This window comes from Streptomyces sp. NPDC031554 (assembly GCF_055580685.1).
The window spans coordinates 259,334-278,624 of record NZ_JBVIKX010000004.1; the positions used below are offsets into that span (position 1 = coordinate 259,334).

General features: G+C 72.2%; 16 protein-coding genes. 10 read left to right on the top strand and 6 right to left on the bottom strand.

The genetic code is table 11. From position 1 onward, the window contains the following. Positions 1-29: 29 nt before the first annotated feature. Together glp and galU are read right to left on the bottom strand one after the other, a co-directional pair. A complete protein-coding gene (glp, locus tag ACZ5FU_RS13085) occupies positions 30-1,352 on the bottom strand; it encodes a molybdotransferase-like divisome protein Glp (RefSeq protein ID WP_451525947.1) in 1,323 nt (440 codons plus the stop codon). Then, a complete protein-coding gene (galU, locus tag ACZ5FU_RS13090) occupies positions 1,349-2,260 on the bottom strand; it encodes a UTP--glucose-1-phosphate uridylyltransferase GalU (protein WP_451781376.1) in 912 nt (303 codons plus the stop codon). The genes glp and galU overlap by 4 nt, the downstream gene beginning before the upstream one ends. Positions 2,261-2,392: 132 nt before the next feature. Here galU and ACZ5FU_RS13095 point away from each other — a divergent pair, with 132 nt between their 5' ends. After that, positions 2,393-2,971: a 5-formyltetrahydrofolate cyclo-ligase gene (locus tag ACZ5FU_RS13095; RefSeq protein WP_469045328.1), complete on the top strand. Its 579-nt coding sequence runs from the start codon at positions 2,393-2,395 to the stop codon at positions 2,969-2,971. 69 nt (positions 2,972-3,040) lie between these two features. Here the strand turns inward: ACZ5FU_RS13095 and ACZ5FU_RS13100 are convergent, their stop codons facing one another. After that, complete coding sequence (locus ACZ5FU_RS13100; protein WP_469045329.1) at positions 3,041-5,890, bottom strand: penicillin acylase family protein; 2,850 nt, start codon at positions 5,888-5,890, stop codon at positions 3,041-3,043. A 217-nt stretch (positions 5,891-6,107) separates the two neighbouring features. On the opposite strand from ACZ5FU_RS13100, the gene ACZ5FU_RS13105 reads away from it, so the two are divergent. The 6 genes from ACZ5FU_RS13105 to mscL all read left to right on the top strand — a co-directional run bounded on the left by ACZ5FU_RS13105 (position 6,108) and on the right by mscL (position 12,326). Then, complete coding sequence (locus ACZ5FU_RS13105) at positions 6,108-7,664, top strand: potassium/proton antiporter (RefSeq protein WP_451525951.1); 1,557 nt, start codon at positions 6,108-6,110, stop codon at positions 7,662-7,664. Between the two features lie 409 nt (positions 7,665-8,073). Then, a complete protein-coding gene (locus ACZ5FU_RS13110; RefSeq protein ID WP_451525952.1) occupies positions 8,074-9,366 on the top strand; it encodes an MFS transporter in 1,293 nt (430 codons plus the stop codon). Between the two features lie 67 nt (positions 9,367-9,433). After that, the gene (locus tag ACZ5FU_RS13115; protein WP_451525953.1) at positions 9,434-9,760 is read left to right on the top strand and encodes an FmdB family zinc ribbon protein; all 327 of its coding nucleotides are present in this window, start codon (positions 9,434-9,436) and stop codon (positions 9,758-9,760) included. A gap of 196 nt (positions 9,761-9,956) precedes the next feature. Continuing rightward, positions 9,957-10,790, top strand: coding sequence for an S-methyl-5'-thioadenosine phosphorylase (locus ACZ5FU_RS13120; protein ID WP_451525954.1), 834 nt, complete (start codon positions 9,957-9,959; stop codon positions 10,788-10,790). A gap of 300 nt (positions 10,791-11,090) precedes the next feature. Beyond that, positions 11,091-11,711 carry an RcpC/CpaB family pilus assembly protein gene (locus tag ACZ5FU_RS13125; protein WP_469045404.1) on the top strand — a complete coding sequence of 207 codons (621 nt, stop codon included), beginning with the start codon at positions 11,091-11,093 and terminating at the stop codon, positions 11,709-11,711. A 138-nt stretch (positions 11,712-11,849) separates the two neighbouring features. Then, positions 11,850-12,326 (top strand): large conductance mechanosensitive channel protein MscL, encoded by a 477-nt coding sequence (gene mscL / locus ACZ5FU_RS13130; RefSeq protein ID WP_451525955.1) that lies wholly within the window; start codon positions 11,850-11,852, stop codon positions 12,324-12,326. Positions 12,327-12,376: 50 nt separating this feature from the next. Here the strand turns inward: mscL and ACZ5FU_RS13135 are convergent, their stop codons facing one another. Next, positions 12,377-12,559 (bottom strand): hypothetical protein, encoded by a 183-nt coding sequence (locus ACZ5FU_RS13135; protein WP_469045330.1) that lies wholly within the window; start codon positions 12,557-12,559, stop codon positions 12,377-12,379. A 370-nt stretch (positions 12,560-12,929) separates the two neighbouring features. Between ACZ5FU_RS13135 and ACZ5FU_RS13140 the strand changes: the two genes are divergently transcribed. From ACZ5FU_RS13140 to ACZ5FU_RS13150, 3 genes are all read left to right on the top strand, one after another. Next, on the top strand, positions 12,930-13,988 hold the full coding sequence (locus tag ACZ5FU_RS13140) for a P1 family peptidase (protein WP_469045331.1): 1,059 nt from the start codon (positions 12,930-12,932) through the stop codon (positions 13,986-13,988). Positions 13,989-14,154: 166 nt separating this feature from the next. Beyond that, entirely contained in the window at positions 14,155-15,384 is a 1,230-nt protein-coding gene (locus tag ACZ5FU_RS13145; RefSeq protein WP_451781369.1) for a L,D-transpeptidase, read from the top strand. Between the two features lie 199 nt (positions 15,385-15,583). Next, on the top strand, positions 15,584-16,330 hold the full coding sequence (locus ACZ5FU_RS13150; protein ID WP_451525959.1) for a DUF6227 family protein: 747 nt from the start codon (positions 15,584-15,586) through the stop codon (positions 16,328-16,330). Between the two features lie 55 nt (positions 16,331-16,385). Here the strand turns inward: ACZ5FU_RS13150 and ACZ5FU_RS13155 are convergent, their stop codons facing one another. Beyond that, positions 16,386-16,814, bottom strand: a complete 429-nt coding sequence (locus ACZ5FU_RS13155) for a hypothetical protein (RefSeq protein WP_469045332.1) — start codon at positions 16,812-16,814, stop codon at positions 16,386-16,388. 108 nt (positions 16,815-16,922) lie between these two features. After that, positions 16,923-19,103, bottom strand: a complete 2,181-nt coding sequence (locus ACZ5FU_RS13160; RefSeq protein ID WP_469045333.1) for a PTS fructose transporter subunit IIABC — start codon at positions 19,101-19,103, stop codon at positions 16,923-16,925. Positions 19,104-19,291: the final 188 nt, after the last annotated feature.

Here is a 19,291-nt window from a genome sequence, read left to right on the forward strand (position 1 = left end):
CGGACCCGCGCCCGCGGGTGTGGGTGCGCTCAGCCGAGCAGGACGACCTCGACCTCGGTCCCCGGCTCGACGGACTCCACGTCCTCGGGGACCACGATGAGCGAGTCGGCGTGCGCGAGGGCCGCGATCAGGTGCGAGCCGGCGCCGCCGACCGGGCGCACGGTGCCCTCGGCGCAGGTCGCGCGCAGGAACTGCCGGCGTCCCTTCGGCGAGGACAGCGCCTTGTCCGCGGCGAGCCTCGCGCGGGTGGTGGGCCGGTGGACGTCCGCGAGTCCCATGAGGGTGCGGATCGCGGGCCGCACGAACAGCTCGAAGGAGACGTACGACGACACCGGGTTGCCGGGCAGGGCCAGCAGCGGGGTGTGGTCGGGGCCGATGGAGCCGAAGCCCTGGGGCTTGCCGGGCTGCATGGCGAGCTTGCGGAAGTCGATGCCGCTGCCGGCCTCGTCCTCGTCCCCGACGTACGACAGGGCCTCCTTGACGACGTCGTACGCCCCGACGCTCACGCCGCCGGTGGTGACCACCAGGTCGGCGCGGACCAGCTGGTCCTCGACGGTGGACCGCAGGGTCTCGGCGTCGTCGGCGACCGCGCCCACCCGGTAGGCGATGGCGCCGGCGTCGCGGGCCGCGGCGGTCAGGGCGAAGCTGTTGGAGTCGTAGATCTGGCCGCTTCGCAGTTCCTCGCCGGGCTGAACGAGTTCGCTGCCCGTGGACAGGACGACCACGCGCGGGCGCGGGCGGACCCGGACGGTGCCGCGGCCGACGGCCGCGAGCAGGGCGATCTGGGGCGGGCCGAGGACGGTGCCGGCCTCCAGGGCGCGGTCACCGGCCTTCACGTCGCTGCCCTCGGCGCGCACGTGCGCGCGTGCCTCGGCGGAGCGGTGCACGCGGACCTGTCCCGAGGCCTGTTCGGGGGCGAGGCTGCGGGCGCGCATCCCGTCGACCGGTCCCTCGCCCAGGCCTCCGTCGGTCCACTCCACCGGGACGACGGCCTCGGCGCCGGGCGGCAGCGGGGCCCCGGTCATGATCCGGGCGGCCTGTCCCGGCCCGACGTGCAGGAGGGCGGCCTGGCCGGCGGCGACGTCCCCGACGACCTCCAGGACGGCCGGGTACTCCTCGCTCGCGCCGGCGACGTCCGCGACCCGTACCGCGTACCCGTCCATCGAGCTGTTGTCGAAGGGCGGCAGCGAGACCTGCACCATGACGTCCTCGACCAGGACGCAGCCCTGGGCATCGGGCAGTTGCAGCTCGATGGGTTCCAGGGGGCGCACGGTGGCGAGGATGTCCTCCAGGTGCTCGTCCACCGACCACAGGCGGTCCTGTCCGGCGGTGCGGGGCGCGGCGGTGCTCAAGGCTGTTGCATCTCCTCGGTGACGTAACTGCGGAGCCAGGAACGGAAGTCCGGTCCCAGATCATCACGTTCGCACGCGAGTCTGACAATGGCCCGCAGATAGTCGCCGCGGTCCCCCGTGTCATAGCGGCGGCCCTTGAAGACGACGCCGTGCACCGGGCCGCCGGCCTTCTCGTCCTGCGCGAGCTGCTGGAGGGCGTCGGTGAGCTGGATCTCGCCGCCGCGCCCCGGCTCGGTCCGGCGCAGTATGTCGAAGACGGCCGGGTCGAGGACGTAGCGTCCGATGATCGCGTAGTTCGACGGGGCGTCCGCCGGCTCCGGCTTCTCCACCAGGCCGGTCACCTTGACGACGTCGCCGTCCGTGGTGTGCTCCACGGCCGCGCAGCCGTAGAGGTGGATCTGCTCGGGGGCGACCTCCATGAGGGCGACGACACTGCCGCCGTGCCGCTCGCGCACCTCGATCATCTGCTGGAGCAGCGGGTCGCGGGGGTCGATCAGGTCGTCGCCCAGCAGGACGGCGAAGGGCTCCCGCCCGACGTGCGGGGCCGCGCAGAGCACCGCGTGTCCGAGTCCCCTGGGGTCTCCCTGTCGCACGTAGTGCATGGTCGCCAGGTCGCTGGACTGCTGGACCTTGGCCAGGCGGGCGGCGTCGCCCTTCTTCTGAAGCGCCGACTCCAGTTCGTAGTTGCGGTCGAAGTGGTCCTCGAGCGGGCGCTTGTTGCGTCCGGTGATCATGAGGACGTCGTCGAGACCGGCGGAGACGGCCTCCTCCACCACGTACTGGATCGCGGGCTTGTCCACGACCGGCAGCATCTCCTTGGGAGTGGCCTTGGTCGCCGGCAGGAACCGGGTGCCGAGGCCGGCTGCGGGAATGACAGCCTTGCTGATGCTGGGGGGCGACTGAGTCATGTCGGGAACCTTATCCGGTGGCTATGCGAGGTATCTGCGACTCCGGCTAATTCATGATCATATGAGCGCATGGGAATCGCGCGGGAGCCACACACGAGCCGGACCGAAGGCGGAGCAGAGTCTCACAAACGTATGTTGCGGCAGGAGTTCCTCGCGGTGAGGAACAGGTTGACGGCGGACGGCCTGCGGGAGGCCGCCACCCTGCTCGCCGCGCACGCCCTGGAACTACCGGAGTTGGCCACCGCGCGGACCGTCGCGGCGTACGTCTCCGTGGGCAGCGAACCGGGCACGCTCGCGCTGCTGGACGCACTGCTCGCGCGGGGCGTGCGCGTCCTGCTCCCCGCGCTGCTGCCCGACAACGACCTCGACTGGGGCGCCTACGGCGGCGAGGGCTCTCTCGGACGGGTGCGGCACGGCGGGAGGATGACCCTCTTCGAACCCACGGGCGAGCGGCTGGGCCCCGGCGCCGTGACGGAAGCCGACGTGGTGCTGCTGCCGGGTCTCGCCGTCGACGCGCGCGGCATGCGTCTCGGCCGCGGCGGCGGGTCCTACGACCGCGTGCTGGCGCGGCTGGAACGCGCGGGCGCCGATCCCTCCCTGGTGGTGCTGTTGTACGACGGCGAGGTCGTCGGGCACATCCGGGAGGAGCCGCACGACCGGCCCGTGCACGCCGTGGTGACGCCGTCGGGCGTACGGCGCTTCACCGGCTGACGGCGGTGAACGGGAAGGGGCCCTCCACGCGTGCGTGGAGGGCCCCTTCCCGTTCACCGTCTCACCGGATCACGGCTTCAGCACCAGGGTGTCGACCGTGCCGTCGTCGACCGCCTTGGACCTGAAGGACCAGTCGAGCAGCTCGCCCTTGGCCCACTTGTCCGTCTGGTCGGTGTAGTGGGCGCTGAAGACGTGCCCGGAGGCGCCGGTGAGGTTGATCCACTTCGACTTGTCGAGGTCGTCGAGGTTGACCACCATCCGCATCGACGGCACCCACACGACGTCGTAGCCGCCCGCCGCGTTCCAGCCGGTCGCGTCGACCGCCGCCTCGCCGCCGCCGAGCTTCCACGGGCCGCGGTTGAGGACGTACTGGAGGAAGCCGGGGCCGCTGGTGCCCAGCGTCTGGTTCTTCAGGAACAGGCGGTGCAGCCGGCCCCAGCTCCAGGAGTCGATGTCCTTGCCGAGCTTGGCCGTCAGCTCCCAGCGGGCGTCGATCATGGCGCGCTCGAACAACGCGTCACGGTCCTTCTCGGCACCGGGGCGGGTGCCCGCCTCGGGCGTCGTCCACCAGTCGCTGTCCGGCTTCTCCATGAGGGTGCGCACGACCTCGAACCAGCGGTCGCCGCCGTCCGGCTGCGCCTGGTTGCCGTCGCGCTGCCCGCACTCGCGGACCTTGTCGTTGTCGTCGACCGGGCCGGTGGTGTCGACCGGGTCGACCCACAGGCACTGGCCCTCGACGCGCAGCTCCTTGGGCAGCTTGTGGCCGAAGGCGAGCTTGAGGATGTTGCGCCACACCGCGTTGAAGTAGGCGGCCGCGGCGGAGTCGGCGTCCTGGGTGCGGTTCCAGCCCTGGAGCAGTTCCTGCGCCTCGCGCACCTCCGCGTCGTCCAGGTTGATCTTCAGCAGTGTCGGCACCAGCATGTTCGCGATCTCGCTGGTGTTGTCCGTCTGCATCTGGCGCATGTCGTCGGTGGAGACCTTGCCGCCGCCCTTGATCTTCTGCTTGATCAGGTCGGTGATGCGCTGGCTGCGGGTGCCGTAGCCCCAGTCCGTGGTGAGCGTGTGGGGGTACTTCTCCGGGTCGACCACGGCCTGGTTGGCGGTGACGATGTAGCCGCGCTCCGGGTCGTACTCGTAGGGCAGCTGGTCGAAGTCGAGGTAGTCGCCCCACTTGTTCTTCGACTCCCAGCCCAGGGTCGGGAGCGCGCCGTCGAGCCCCTTGGCGCGCGTGGGGATCTTTCCGGGCAGCTGGTAGCCGATGTGGTTCTTCGTGTCGGCGTAGACGAGGTTCTGCGAGGGCACGTCGAACTTCTCGGCGGCCTTGCGGAAGTCGTCCCAGTCGGCCGCCTTGTTCATGGCGAACACGGCGTCCATGGTGTTGCCCGGCTCCAGCGCCGTCCACTTCAGGGCGACCGCGTAGCCGTTCCCGCGGTCGGGGGCGTCGTCGTCGACGGTGGCCTTCCTGCCGACCTTGACCAGGTCGTCGTCGCGGTCGGAGAGCAGGGGCATCTTGTCGGCGGTCTGCCGGACGACGATCTTCTTCGCGGTGCCGCCGGCGACCTCGATGGTCTCCTCGCGGGTGAGGAAGGGCTTGACCTTGCCGTCGTAGAGGTAGCCGTCGCCGGACAACTTCTCCAGGTAGAGGTCGGTGACGTCGACGCCGGAGTTGGTCATGCCCCAGGCGATGTCCCCGTTGTGGCCGATGACCACGCCGGGCATGCCCGCGAAGGTGTAGCCGGAGACGTCGTACCGGCACGTGTCGGAGACCTTGCGGCAGTGCAGTCCCATCTGGTACCAGACGGACGGCAGCGAGGCCGACAGGTGCGGGTCGTTGGCCAGCAGCGGCTTGCCGGTGATGGTGTGCTCGCCGGCGACGACCCAGGAGTTGGATCCGATGCCGTTGCCGTTCACGCCGACCGCCGTGGGCAGGTCGTCCAGGACGTCGTAGAGGCCCGCGAGCTGGCTCTCCAGGGCGGAGCCGGAGGTGCCGGACGTACCGGACGAGGTGCCGGAAGAGGTGCCGGAACCGTCGGCGGTGCCGTCCGTGGAGGACCCGTCCGTCGAGGACCCGGCCTCCCCCGAGTCGGCGGAGCCGTCGGAACTGCCGGAGCCGTCGGAGTCGCCGGAGCCGCTCTGCTCGAACGTCTCGGACAGTTCGTCGTACCGGCCCTCCTGGACGATCGGCTTGTTGCGGTCGTACGGGTACTGCGGGTACAGGTCGGCGATCTGCTGCGGGCCGAGACGGCCGGTCAGCAGGGCGCGGTCGATCTCGTCCTGCATGTTGCCGCGCAGGTCCCAGGCCATCGCCTTCAGCCAGGAGACGGAGTCGACCGGGGTCCACTCGGCCGGCTTGTAGTCGTTGGTGAAGCCGAGCGCCGCGTACTCCAGCGAGATCTCCTCGCCGTCCTTGCCCCGGAGGTAGGCGTTGACGCCCTTGGCGTACGCCTGGAGGTACTTCTTGGTGTCGGCCGAGAGCTTCTTGTCGTACTCCTGCTCGGCGATCCGGTCCCAGCCGAGGGTGCGCAGGAACTCGTCGTTGTCGATCTGGCTCTTGCCGAACATCTCCGAGAGGCGGCCGGAGGTCATGTGCCGGCGCACGTCCATCTCGTAGAACCGGTCCTGCGCCTGGACGAATCCCTGCGCCATGAACAGGTCCTCGTCGGAGGACGCGTAGATCTGCGGGATGCCGTAGCCGTCCCGCTTCACGTCCACCGGCCCGGACAGGCCGTCGAGGGTGATCGACCCCTTGGTCTGCGGGAAGGAGGCGCGGACGGTACTGATGGACCAGTAGCCGCCGTACGCGATGCCTCCTATGAGTGCCAGAACCAGGACGAGGACGATAAGTCGGGCTTTGCGCCCCTTCTTCCTGCCGGACTCGGCGGGCTGGTCACCCGTTGTGGCGGTGGTGTTGGGGGGCATCGCTGTCCTTGCTGTCCTAACGCGAGCGGCAGGTCGGGCCATGACTGTGAATGAGCGCTGGAGCAACCATAGGCGCAGGGGTCCGTGCCACTTGACGCGGAGTCGGCAACCAGCGCGTAAGGATGTTCGATCCTCCGACGTCGAGCGTCAAGAAATCGTCAAGAGTTAGGTAAGGTAACGAAGTAATCGGATCCATGGTGCCCGCGCCTCGTGTCCGATGTACGTGTGCGTTCCGCGCGTGAGACGCGCGGACCAGCGAAGGGAACCGCCGCTGACTGTCCACCACCTCAACCAGCTCCTGCTCGTCTGCTCGCTCGTCCTGCTCGTCGCCGTCGCGGCGGTCCGCGTCTCCTCGCGCAGCGGGCTCCCCAGCCTGCTCGTGTACCTCGGCATCGGCGTCCTCATGGGCCAGGACGGCATCGGCGACATCCACTTCGACAACGCCGAGATGACTCAGGTCATCGGTTACGCGGCCCTGGTCGTGATCCTGGCCGAGGGCGGCCTCGGCACGAAGTGGAAGGAGATCAGGCCGGCCCTGCCGTCCTCCTCCGTACTGGCGCTGGCCGGGGTCGCGGTGAGCGTCGGCGTCACCGCCACGGCCGCCCACCTCCTCGTCGGGCTGGAGTGGCGGCAGGCGCTCATCATCGGCGCGGTGGTGTCCTCCACGGACGCGGCGGCGGTCTTCTCCGTGCTGCGCAGGATCCCGCTCCCCGCACGGGTGACGGGCACCCTGGAGGCCGAGTCCGGCTTCAACGACGCCCCGGTCGTCATCCTGGTCGTCGCCTTCTCGACCGCGGGTCCCGTCGAGCACTGGTACGCCCTGGTGGGCGAGATAGCGATGGAGCTGGTCATCGGCGCCGCCATCGGCCTCGCGGTCGGCTGGCTGGGCTCGTGGGGGCTGCGGCACGTGGCCCTGCCCGCCTCCGGCCTCTACCCGATCGCCGTCATGGCGATCGCGGTCACCGCGTACGCGGCGGGCGCCATGGCGCACGGCAGCGGCTTCCTCGGCGTGTACCTGGCGTCCATGGTCATGGGCAACGCGAAACTGCCCCACTGGCCCGCCACCCGCGGCTTCGCCGACGGACTCGGCTGGATCGCCCAGATCGGCATGTTCGTCCTGCTCGGCCTGCTGGTGACCCCGCACGAACTGGGTGACGACGTGGTGCCGGCGCTCGTCATCGGCCTGGTGCTCACCATGGTGGCGCGCCCGCTGAGCGTCGTGCTCTGTCTGACGCCGTTCCGCGTGCCCTGGCAGGAGCAGGCGCTCATGTCCTGGGCCGGGCTGCGCGGCGCGGTCCCCATCATCCTGGCGACGATCCCCATGGTGAGCGGCATCGAGGGCAGTCGCCGGATCTTCAACATCGTCTTCGTCCTGGTCGTCGTCTACACCCTGATCCAGGGGCCGACGCTGCCCTGGCTGGCCCGCAAGCTGCGCCTGGGCGAGGACGCCGAGGCCGCCGACCTCGGCATCGAGTCGGCGCCGCTGGAGCGGCTGCGCGGGCACCTGCTGTCGGTGGCGATCCCCGAGGGCTCCAGGATGCACGGCGTCGAGGTCAACGAGCTGCGGCTGCCCGCCGGAGCGGCCGTCACCCTCGTCGTGCGCGAGGGCACCTCCTTCGTGCCGCTGCCGACGACGGTGCTGCGGCGCGGCGACGAACTCCTGGTCGTCGCCACCGACCCGGTCCGGGACGCGGCCGAGCGACGGCTGCGCGCCGTGGGCCACGGCGGCAAACTGGCCGACTGGCTGGGCACGGACGGCACGGGCACGCGGTGAGGGGCGCCCCGGCGCGGGCGGGTTCCGGTACGGGCGGGTTCCGGTACGGGCGGGTTCCGGTACGGGCGGGTTCCGGTACGGGCGGGTTCCGGTGAGGGTGCGTTCCGGTGAGGGTGCGTCGCGTGTGCGTTAAGCGCAGGTTTCGTACCGTTCACACCCCCTTCATTCGGAGGCGTGCCCGTCCATGGTGCTCACTTTCACAGGTGTCGCGGGCAGCGATCCCTGTACGATGAAGGCGCACCTTGATCGAACCAACTCTGCCTGACGCAGAGCTGGCGCGACCGTATGGCGGCCGGAACACCTCCCGGGTGGGCGCCGGTATCTACCGCAGTGCGCGCAAGAGGACAGCTCTCGGCGCCGCCCGGACGTACGAGGGGCCGCGCTACCAGGCGGCAGAAAGGCACGGGCCGTGGCATCCACGGTCACCTCCGAGCCGTCGAAGGACTCGTCGGCCTCGCCCCGCCCCGGGTACGGGCAGTTGCTGCGCACCCGTGGCGCCTGGACGTTCCTGCTACCCGGCTTCGCCGCACGGCAGCCGTTCGCGATGCTCACCATCTCCATCGTGCTGCTCGTGCAGCACACCACCGGCTCCTACGGCGCGGCGGGCGCCGCCGCGGCCGTCACCGGTGTCTCCATGGCGCTGTGCGCGCCCTTCACCGGCCGTCTCGCCGACCGTCACGGCCAGCGGGCCGTCCTGGTCCCCGGCGTCCTGGTGCACGCCGCCTCGGGACTGACCCTGACGGCGCTGGCGCTGGCCCACGCCCCACTGTGGGCGCTGTTCGCGGCGGCCGTGCCCACCGGCGCCTCGGTCCCGCAGGTCGGCCCGATGGTGCGGGCCCGCTGGGGCGTGCGCCTGAAGGGATCGCCCCTGATGACCACGGCGGCCGCCTTCGAGTCCGTCACGGACGAACTCACCTTCGTGGTCGGCCCGCTCCTGGCGACCGCCCTGTGCACCGCCGTGAACCCGGCCGCCGGACTGGTGACGGAGGCCTCGCTGACCCTGCTCGGCGGTCTGCTGTTCGCCGCGCAGAAGGGCACCCAGCCGCCGGTCGGCGTCGACGGGCACGCGCGCGTGGAGCACGCCTCCGCCCTGCGGGTCCCCGGGGTGCGCGTGCTGATCGTGGCCTTCCTCGGCATCGGTTCGGTCTTCGGCGGCATGCAGGTCTCGCTGGCCGCGTTCACCGAGTCGATCGGCGAGCCCGGCCTGAACGGCGTCCTGTACGGCACCTTCGCCGCCGGCAACATGCTCTCCGGCCTGGTCTGCGGCGCCGTCGCCTGGAAGGCGGCCCCGCGGCACCGTCTGGTCGTCGGGTACGCGGCACTGGCCCTGGCGGCGTCCGGCCTGTGGGCGGCGCACTCCGTGCCGCTGCTGGCCGGCCTCGGCCTCCTGGTCGGCATGTGCATCGCGCCCACGCTGATCACCGGCTACACGCTGGTGGAGGGCCTGGTCCCGGCGGGAGCGCGCACCGAGGCGTTCACCTGGCTCACCGGCGCGGTGGCGCTCGGCCAGGCGGCGGCCGTCACCGTCGCCGGCCAGCTGGAGGACCGCTTCCGGGACGGCGCGGGTTTCCTGGTGCCGCTGGCCGGTACGGTCCTGGCCCTGGGGACCCTGCTGGCGCTGCGTTCGCGGTTGGTGGCGCGCCCGCGGGGACGTACCGTCGCACGTGGCGTCGGTCACCGCTCGCCGGTGACAGTGGACTGATCCCGGGGAATGCGTCAGTATGGACCGTCGTTAGCACTCATTGAGTGAGAGTGCCAGGAGGAAGACAGTGCCGACCTACCAGTACCAGTGCACCGAGTGCGGCGAGGGCCTCGAGGCGGTGCAGAAGTTCACCGACGACGCCCTGACCGAGTGCCCCCACTGCAGTGGCCGCCTCAAGAAGGTGTTCTCCGCCGTAGGCATCGTCTTCAAGGGCTCCGGCTTCTACCGGAACGACAGCCGCGGCTCCTCGTCGAGCAGCTCGCCGGCGTCCTCGACGTCCAAGCCGTCGGCGTCGTCCACGTCGTCTGCGTCCTCGACGTCTTCGACCACGTCGTCGTCCTCGGACTCGAAGTCGTCCGGCTCCGGCACCTCGGCGGGCACCTCCGCCGCGTGAGACCCCTTCCGGGACCCCGCCGTCGTACGACGGCGGGGTCCTCGGTGTCTCCGCGCCACCGGGCGGCCGCCGGGGATCCCGTCGGCCGCCCGGGGAACGGGCCCGTCGTCCGGGGAACGGGCCGGGGTTCCGGGGAGCCGGCCGGACTCCCCGAGGCGGGTCCGGGGCGTCGACGGCGCCCGCTACTGTGCTGTTCATGGCGAACGCAGAGATCGGTGTAATCGGCGGCTCGGGCTTCTACTCGTTCCTGGACGACGTGACCGAGATCCAGGTGGACACCCCCTACGGGCCCCCCAGCGACTCCCTCTTCCTCGGCGACATCGCCGGCCGGCGGGTCGCCTTCCTGCCCCGGCACGGCCGCGGTCACCATCTGCCGCCCCACCGGATCAACTACCGGGCCAACCTGTGGGCGCTGCGCTCGGTCGGCGTCCGCCAGGTCCTCGGCCCGTGCGCGGTGGGCGGCCTGCGCGCCGAGTACGGCCCCGGGACGCTGCTGGTGCCGGACCAGCTGGTCGACCGGACGAAGTCGAGGCCGGGCACGTACTTCGACGGACTGCCGCTGCCCGACGGCTCGGTTCCTCACGTGGTGCACGTGTCCCTGGCCGACCCCTACTGCCCCACCGGCCGCTCGGCCGCGCTGAAGGCGGCACGCGGACGGGAGTGGGAGCCGGTGGATGGCGGAACGCTCGTCGTGATCGAGGGTCCCCGCTTCTCCACCCGCGCGGAATCGCTGTGGCACCAGGCTCAGGGCTGGTCGGTGGTGGGCATGACGGGCCACCCCGAGGCGGCTCTCGCCCGTGAACTGGAACTCTGCTACACGTCGCTGACGCTGGTCACGGACCTGGACGCGGGAGCCGAGACGGGTGAGGGCGTCTCCCACGAGGAGGTGCTGCAGGTGTTCGCGGCCAACGTGGACCGGCTGCGGGGCGTCCTGTTCGACGCGGTGGCCGCGCTGCCCGCCGCCGAGGAGCGGAACTGTCTGTGCGTGAACGCGCTGGGCGGGCTGAATCCGGGGTTCGAGCTGCCGTAGCGGGCGGGCGTGCACCCGGGTACGGGGGAATCCGGGCGGGGGCTGGGCGCCGGGGAGGCCGGGCGCCCGGGTGGAACCCGTCGTTCGGGTGAGGGAGTTGTCCACAGTCGGCCGGTGATCCACCGGCCCGGGCGAGCGGCGACGGCAGGGGTCATCGTGGACGGGCAGGCTCGTCCGTCGTCGCCGGTGGTGATTCCGTTGTCCTTGTCCTTTCGTGCGCCTTCTCCTTCTTCTCCTTCTTCTCCCTCTCGTTCTCCTTCTTCTCCTCCGGTCCCCCCGTCGCTGTCCGTCCCCCCGTCGCTGTCCGCGCCTCCGCCTCCGCCCGTCCCTCCCTCGTGCGAGGTACCGCAGTTCGCTCCGGTGCGGATGGGGGGCGGACTGCACCGGCTGCGCCTGCTGGTGCGGACCCGGAGGCGGGCTCTCGCGGTCGGCCTCGCCGTCACGGCCGCCGCGCTCGTGGCGGCGGGCCCGCGCGACGGCGACACGGCTCGCGAACACCCGGGCGGGAGCTCCCCCGCGGGCGGAAGCTCTCCCGCCCGCGTGCAGTCGCCGGCGCGCACCCCTTCCGAGGACCGTCGCACCGGCGGAAGGGTGAGGACACCGGTGCGGATCGCCGACGCGGCGACCGTCCGGCTGCTGCGGCCCGGCGACCGGGTGGACGTCATCGCCGTCGGCCCCGCCGAACGGCCCGCCGGGCGGAACGGCGAGGCCCGGGTGGTCGCGCGCGGTGCGCTCGTGGCGAGGGTGCCGCAGCCGTCGGCCGGCTCGGACGGCGCCGGTGACGGTGAGGGGGCCGACGTCTGGGGCGTCGGGGGAAGCGGTGGCGAGGGCGCGCTGGTCGTGCTGTCCGTGCCCCGGTCCACCGCGGCGCGCCTCGCGGGCGCGAGTGCCACGGCCCGGCTGGCGGTGACCCTGTGGTGACCCTCCGCGCGTGCCCGCTCGGGGCTTCAGCGTCGAGCCCTTCGTGCGGACCACCGGGTTGGACACGCCCTCATCGGGATGACGTAGGTTGCGAAGCTGCTTGTTTCACAACCTGTACATGTGAGGAGCGTCACCCGGGTGAGCGAAAAAGTGAGCGTCCTGCAGGGCTTCAAAGCCTTCCTGATGCGCGGGAACGTCATCGATCTGGCCGTCGCGGTGGTGATCGGCGCGGCCTTCACGAACATCGTCAACTCGGTGGTGAAGGGCGTCATCAACCCGCTGGTCGGGGCCGTCGGGACCAAGAACCTGGACAGCTACAACTCCTGCCTCAAGGGCCCCTGCACCGGTACCGGCGACACCGCGACGGGTGTCCGCATCCTCTGGGGTTCCGTGCTCGGCGCGACGCTGACCTTCGTGATCACGGCGGCCGTCGTCTACTTCCTGATGGTCCTGCCGATGTCGAAGTACCTGGCGAGGATGGAGGCCCGCCGGAAGGCCAAGGAGAGCACGCACGAGATCATCGAGGTCACCGAGCTGGAGGTGCTCAAGGAGATCCGCGACGCCCTGGTCGCCCAGCGCGGCGCCGGGCCCGGCGCGGGAGAGCGGCAGCCGTAGTCGTTCCGTGCGGGGAGCCGCGGGCGGCGACGCCGCGGGACCCGCCGGGTTCAGATGTGGTGGGGTGGCTTCTCGTCGAGGAAGCGCTTGAGATCGGCCGCGCTGTCCGAGCCGGCTCCGGGCCGTTCGCCCCACCCGTGGTCCGTGTCGTCCGAGGACTGCCGGTCCAGCGGGTCGTCGAAGACCAGCGCGGCCTTGGACTCGCGCGGCTCGGGGGCGGCGGGGGTGCTCATGCCTCCAGGGTACGGCCCACGGCACGGACCCGGACGAGAGCCGGGACGTGGTCCGGGCCACGGACCGGGACGCGGTCCGGGACGCGGTCCGGGACGCGGTCCGGAACACGGGCTGGGACACGGCCCGGGACACGTCTTGGGCCGCGCCCTGATCCCCACGCCTCACCCCCCCCACCTCCCGGCCCCGGCCCCGGCCCCGGCCCCGGGGAACCGTTCCGGTCTGTGTCTCAGCCTCGGCCTCCGCGGTCGGCGCCTGCTCGGACGCGACGGTCGGGACGCGACGGCGGGGTGCACCTGTCGGGACGCACCGGCCTGGACGCACCGGCCTGGACGCGGTGGCGCGGGCAGACGGCGCGCGAGACTGGGCCGTATGACAGTTGACGCTCTGACAGCCGGCGGGCTGACCGATGTCGCGGGGATGCGCGTGGGGCATGCCGGTCGTACCGGTGGCGGTTGGCTGACCGGGACCACGGTCGTCCTCGCGCCGGAGGGCGGGGCCGTGGCCGCCGTGGATGTGCGTGGCGGCGGTCCCGGCACCAAGGAGACCGACGCCCTGGATCCGCGCAACGTGGTGCAGCGTGTGGACGCGGTCGTGCTGACCGGTGGCAGCGCCTACGGGCTCGACGCGGCCTCCGGGGTGATGGCCTGGCTGGAGGAGCGGGGCCGCGGGGTGCCGGTCGGCACGGATCCCGCGCACGTCGTGCCGGTGGTGCCCGCCGCGTGCGTCTTCGACCTGGGGCGCGGTGGCGACTTCGGTGCCCGGCCGGACGCCGCGCTGGGCCGGGCCGCGGTGGAGGCCGCCGCGGCGAGCGCGCCCGGCACCCGGGTACCGGAGGGCTGTGTGGGCGCCGGGACGGGCGCCGCGGTCGGGCCGATGAAGGGCGGGGTCGGCACCGCCGCCGTCGTGCTCGACTCGGGTGTCACGGTGGCCGCGCTGGTGGTCGCCAACGCGGCGGGCTCGGTCATGGACCCGGAGACGGGCGTGCTGTACGGGGAGTTGTTCCAGGGGCGCGTGCGGTACCCGCGGGCGCGGGTGCACGAGGCCGCCCGCCGGCGTCTGGCGGAGAGCGCCGCCGCGAGCGCGCCGCCGCCGCTGAACACGACCCTGGCGGTGGTCGCGACCGACGCGGACCTCACGAAGGCACAGGCGCAGAAGCTGGCGGGCACGGCGCACGACGGCATCGCCCGGGCCGTCCGGCCGGTCCATCTGCTGCACGACGGGGACACGGTCTTCGCGCTGGCGACCGGCGCACGGCCGCTGGGCACCGGCCCGGCCGGCAGCGCGCGTCCCCTCGCCCTGAACGACGTCCTCGCGGCGGGCGCGGACACGGTGACGCGGGCGATCGTGCGGGCCGTGCGCGCCGCGGAGCCGGTGACGGGGGCCGGCGGGACGTGGCCGTCGTACGGGGAGCTGTACGGGGAACGGTAGGAACGGCGGGAGGGGCCGGCGGGTCGTCACGACGCGTGGGTCATTGTCCCGGTTCTGTCACGCGACGGGCTCAGGGGCGGACGGCGGGAACCCCGTCGGCCGTGGTGCTCCTCTTCCCCGGCGTACTGCAGCGGACCCCGTACATCACACGAAGTTGGAGCAGCCCGTGACAACGCCGGACAACACAGCGCGGCGCACACTGGTGGCCTGTGCCGCCCTGGTGGTCGGCGCCCTCACCCTGACCGCCTGCGGCGGCAGCGCCAACGCCGAGGACGAGAACGGCAAGGGCGGCAAGAATTCCTCCGGGACGCGCACCGCGAAGATCACCATCTCGGCCGAGGACGGTTCGACGGGGGCGTCGATCAACAGCACCGGCGTGAAGGTGAGCGACGGCCGGCTGACCGCCGTGAAGATGACGGTGGCCGGGACACAGCAGGTCGTGACCGGTTCGCTGTCGTCGGACGGCGGCAGCTGGAAGCCGAAGGAGCAGCTGGAACGCGGCACGAAGTACGAGATAGCGGCGACCGCGAAGGACGCGAAGGGCCGAACGGTGGCGGCCGACTCGGTGTTCACGACGGTGTCCGCGGCCGACAGCTTCATCGGGACGTACACGCCGGACAACGGCACGACGGTGGGCGTCGGGATGCCGGTGTCCTTCACCTTCGACAAGGCCATCGACGACAAGAAGGCCGTGCAGTCGCACATCACGGTCTCGTCGAGCAGCGGGCAGAAGGTGGTCGGGCACTGGTTCGGGTCGCAGCGGCTCGACTTCCGGCCGGAGGAGTACTGGAAGACCGGTTCCAAGGTCACGATGAAGATCGACCTGGACGGTGTGCAGGGCGCCGCCGGCGTCCACGGCGTGCAGAAGAAGACGGTCACCTTCACCATCGGGCGCTCGCAGGTCTCCACGGTCGACGTCGGCGCCCAGACCATGTCGGTGGTGCGGGACGGGACGACGCTGAGGACGGTCCCGATCTCCTCGGGCAGCGCGCAGCACACGACGTACAACGGCCAGATGGTGATCACGGAGAAGTTCACGCAGACCCGCATGAACAGCCGGACGGTCGGCCTGGGCGGCGAGTACGACATCGCGGACGTGCCGCACGCGATGCGCCTGACGCAGTCCGGAACCTTCGTCCACGGCAACTACTGGTACAACAAGGGCAATCCGCCCTTCGGCCGGGAAGGCACCAGCCACGGCTGCATCGGGCTCGCGGACGTGCGGGGCGCGCAGGGCGACACCCCCGCCAAGTGGTTCTACGACAACTCCCTCGTCGGCGACGTGGTGGTCGTCAAGAACTCCCCCGACAAGACGGTCGCCCCGGACAACGGCCTCAACGGGTGGAACATGGCGTGGAGCGAGTGGATCGCGGGAAGCGCGGGAGGCACGGCCTGACGGTCCGGGAGCCCTCTCCGTTGCGGCGGAAGGGGCTCCCGACCGGCGGTTCCTGACGGATCATCGGGCCGCGCGGGAACTTCTCGCGCGGCTTCCGCGTTCTCCCGGCGTACGTTTTCTCGGTTCCCGGACATGATGTCCGACCGAGGGGCTACGGTATGCACCCACAAGGTGACATGCAGCGACGCCGGGAGAAACCTTGAGCGTTCCGTACGAGACGGCAGCGCACGAAGCAGCCGAGTCGCCCGAGACTCCGGAGGAGCACCTCGCGCGGCTTCTCGGCCGCGCCCTGAACTCGTTCGAACTGCCCGACGAGTGCGTCAGACGCCTGGACTTCGCCCTGGCGCACGACAGCTCGCTGCACTCCGCGCACCACAGTGCGGGTCTGCACCGGGAGACGTACCGGCACACCTGGCTGCTGTCTGACGGCTCCGCGCTCACCCTGTGGGAGCTGGTCCACAACCCCGCCCCCGGCAGCGAGCCGCAGCACGAGGTGTACGTCGACGAGGAGGAGCTGCGGGCCGCCACGACGCGGCTGCCGCTCCCCGCGGACGCGCCGGACTTCGAACTGCCGGTGCTGGTCCAGCTGGCGCCGGTCCCCGCACCCCGGCACGTGTACGTGCCGGACGACTCGGCCGATCACGCGCGCCGGCTGCTGCGCCGCGCGGAGAACGCGGACCGGCCGGGTCCCGACACCGCCGCGCTGCTGCGGTCGGCCTTCGCGCACCAGATCACCCAGGCGTTCGGCCGGCCCTGCCGGGCGGGGCGCATCGGTCTGGGTTTCACGCTGTACGAGCACGCGTTCCTGCTCCGTGACGGCCGGGAGATCTCCCTGTGGGAGGCCGAGCACACGGCCACACCCGACGGACGGCACATGTGCGAGGTGTACCTCACGGAGGACGCGGCCCGCGAGGCGATGGAGCGGCGGGCGGCACAGGTCTCCTGAGCCGGACCGGACCGTGCGGCCCGCGGCGCTCCGTCCGAGGCACCGGGCCTCTTCCTCAGCGGTCGCCGCCGAGCCGGCGCACCAGGCCCTCGAAGGCGGCCCGTTCCGCCGGGGTCAGCTCGACGGCCTCCCGGCCCGGCCCGGCCTGCTCCTGGGGCGGGACCGCGGGCAGGGGCCGCCGGTCCGACGGGCGCGGCGGCCGGGCGGGGCGGCCCGGACGGCGTACGCCCGTGTGCGGGTGCGTCGCGGCGGAACCGGGGCGTGTCACGTCCGGACCGGGGCGCATACCGTCGGGGCCGGAGCGCTTCGTGCCCAGGGCCGGGCGCCGCGTGCGCCGTGCGCCGGCGCGGAGGCCCCAGGCGCCCGCGCCCGGACGGCCGCGGCGCAGCAGGACGGTCACCGCGACCAGCCAGGCGACTCCCGCCACGGCGAGGGCGACGGCCGCCGCGCCCGTCGGATGCGGAATCGAGAGGTACTCAGGCATACCGACCAGTAGACACCGCACATGTCACGGTCCGGGACTTTCGTCCCGGACCGTGACGTATCTCGCAGGTGGGCGCGGGTCACCCGAGGGCCCCGTGCGGTGCGGAGGTCAGGCCGCCACCGGCTGCTTCCGCTCCGCCGCAGCGGCGGCCGCGCCGTTCTCCGTGCCGGGGGCGGCGGCTCCGGTGACCGGCTTGCGCAGGCCCTTGAGGACGACGACCAGGGCCGCCGTGACGCACACGCCGGCCGCGACGGCGACCAGGTAGAGGAACGGGTTGCCGATCAGCGGGACCACGAAGACGCCGCCGTGCGGGGCGCGCAGGGTCGCGCCGAACGCCATCGACAGGGCACCGGTGATCGCGCCGCCCACCATCGCGGAGGGGATCACGCGCAGCGGGTCGGCCGCGGCGAACGGGATCGCGCCCTCGGAGATGAAGGAGGCGCCCAGCACCCAGGCGGCCTTGCCGTTCTCGCGCTCGGTCCGCGTGAACAGCTTGCCGCGGACCGTCGTGGCCAGGGCCATCGCCAGCGGCGGGACCATGCCGGCCGCCATGACCGCGGCCATGACCTTCATCGCGGAGTCGCTCGGGTCGGCGACGGCGATGCCGGCGGTGGCGAAGGCGTAGGCGACCTTGTTGACGGGGCCGCCGAGGTCGAAGCACATCATCAGGCCGAGCAGGGCGCCGAGGAGGACGGCGTTGGTGCCGGTGAGGCCGTTCAGCCAGTCGGTCATGCCCTTCTGCGCCTCGGCGATGGGCTTGCCGATGACCACGAACATCAGGAACCCGACGACCGCCGAGGAGATCAGCGGGATCACCACCACCGGCATGATGCCGCGCAGCGCCGCCGGGATGCGGACCCTCTGGATCGCCATCACCACGCCACCGGCGATGAGACCGGCCGTCAGACCGCCGAGGAAGCCCGCGTTGACGGTCAGCGAGATCGCGCCGCCGACGAAGCCCGGCACCAGACCGGGCCGGTCCGCCATGCCGTAGGCGATGTAACCGGCGAGGACCGGTACGAGGAAGCCGAAGGCGACGCCGCCGATCTGGAAGAGCAGGGCGCCCCAGCTGTCCGCCTGGGTCCAGACGAAGTGGTCCATGACCGACGGCGCCTTGTTGATCTCGTAGCCGCCGATCGCGAAGCCGAGGGCGATCAGGAGACCGCCCGCGGCGACGAACGGGACCATGTAGCTCACACCGGACATGAGCCACTTGCGGAGCTTGGTGCCGTAGCCCTCGGAGGAGTCGCCGGCGCGTTCGACCGGCGTGCCGGGGGCGGAGCCGGAGGTGACCTCACCGCGTTCCGCCTTGCCGCGCACCTCGGTGATCAGCTCGGCGGGCCGGTTGATGCCCGCCTTCACGCCGACGTCCACGGTCGGCTTGCCCGCGAAGCGGTCCTTGTCGCGCACGGGGACGTCGTGGGCGAAGATCACGCCGTCCGCGGCGGCGATGACGGCCGGGTCGAGGCGGGTGAAACCGGCCGATCCCTGCGTCTCGACGACCAGCTCGACGCCCGCCGCGCGTCCGGCGTTCTCCAGGGACTCGGCCGCCATGTAGGTGTGGGCGATGCCGGTCGGGCAGGAGGTGACCGCGACGACGCGGAAGGGGGCGGCGGCCGGGACGACGCCCCGGGCGGGGGCGGCGGATGCCGGTACGGGCGGGGCGGGGGCGGCCGGGGTGCCGGTGGGTGCCGTCGCGTCAGCCGTGGGGTCGGCCTTCGCGCCGGCCTTTGTGTCGGCCGTCGCGTCGGCTGTGGTGTCAGCCGTCGTGGCGTCGGCGGAGGCCGCCACCGACGCCACGACGGTGCTCTCGGGGGCGCTCGCGCCCTTCGCGGGTGCCGGGGCCGGCTCCTCCCCGCGGATGAGTGCCGCCGCGGCCGCCGCGTCCCGCACCGACCGCAGCGCGGAGGTGAAGTCGGCGTTCATCAGCTGTCGGGCCAGGGACGACAGGATCGTCAGGTGGGCGTCGTCGGCTCCCGCGGGGGCGGCGATCAGGAAGATCAGGTCGGCCGGGCCGTCCGGGGCGCCGAAGTCGATGCCGTCGGTGCTGCGCCCGAAGGCGAGCGTGGGCTCGGTGACGTGGGCGCTGCGGCAGTGCGGGATGCCGATGCCGCCGTCGAGGCCGGTGGGCATCTGGGCCTCACGGGCGGCCACGTCGGCGAGGAAGCCCTCCAGGTCGGTCACCCGGCCCTGGGCCACCATGCGCTCGGCGAGGGACCGCGCCGCTGCTTCCTTGGTCTCGGCGGACAGGTCGAGGTCGACCAGTTCCGCGGTGATCATCTCGCTCATCGCGGGCTCCTTCGCTCGCGTATCGCCCGGGGGGTGTGCTGGGCGCAAAGGGGGACGGGGATGCGGTGGGGGGAGGTGGGGCGTGCGGAGACGGGGCCGGGGAAGCCCCGCCTCCGCGGGGCGGCAGGCCGGTCAGGGGCCTGCGCGCCCGGGCGGACGGGGCGGCTCAGGACGCCCCGCCGACCGTG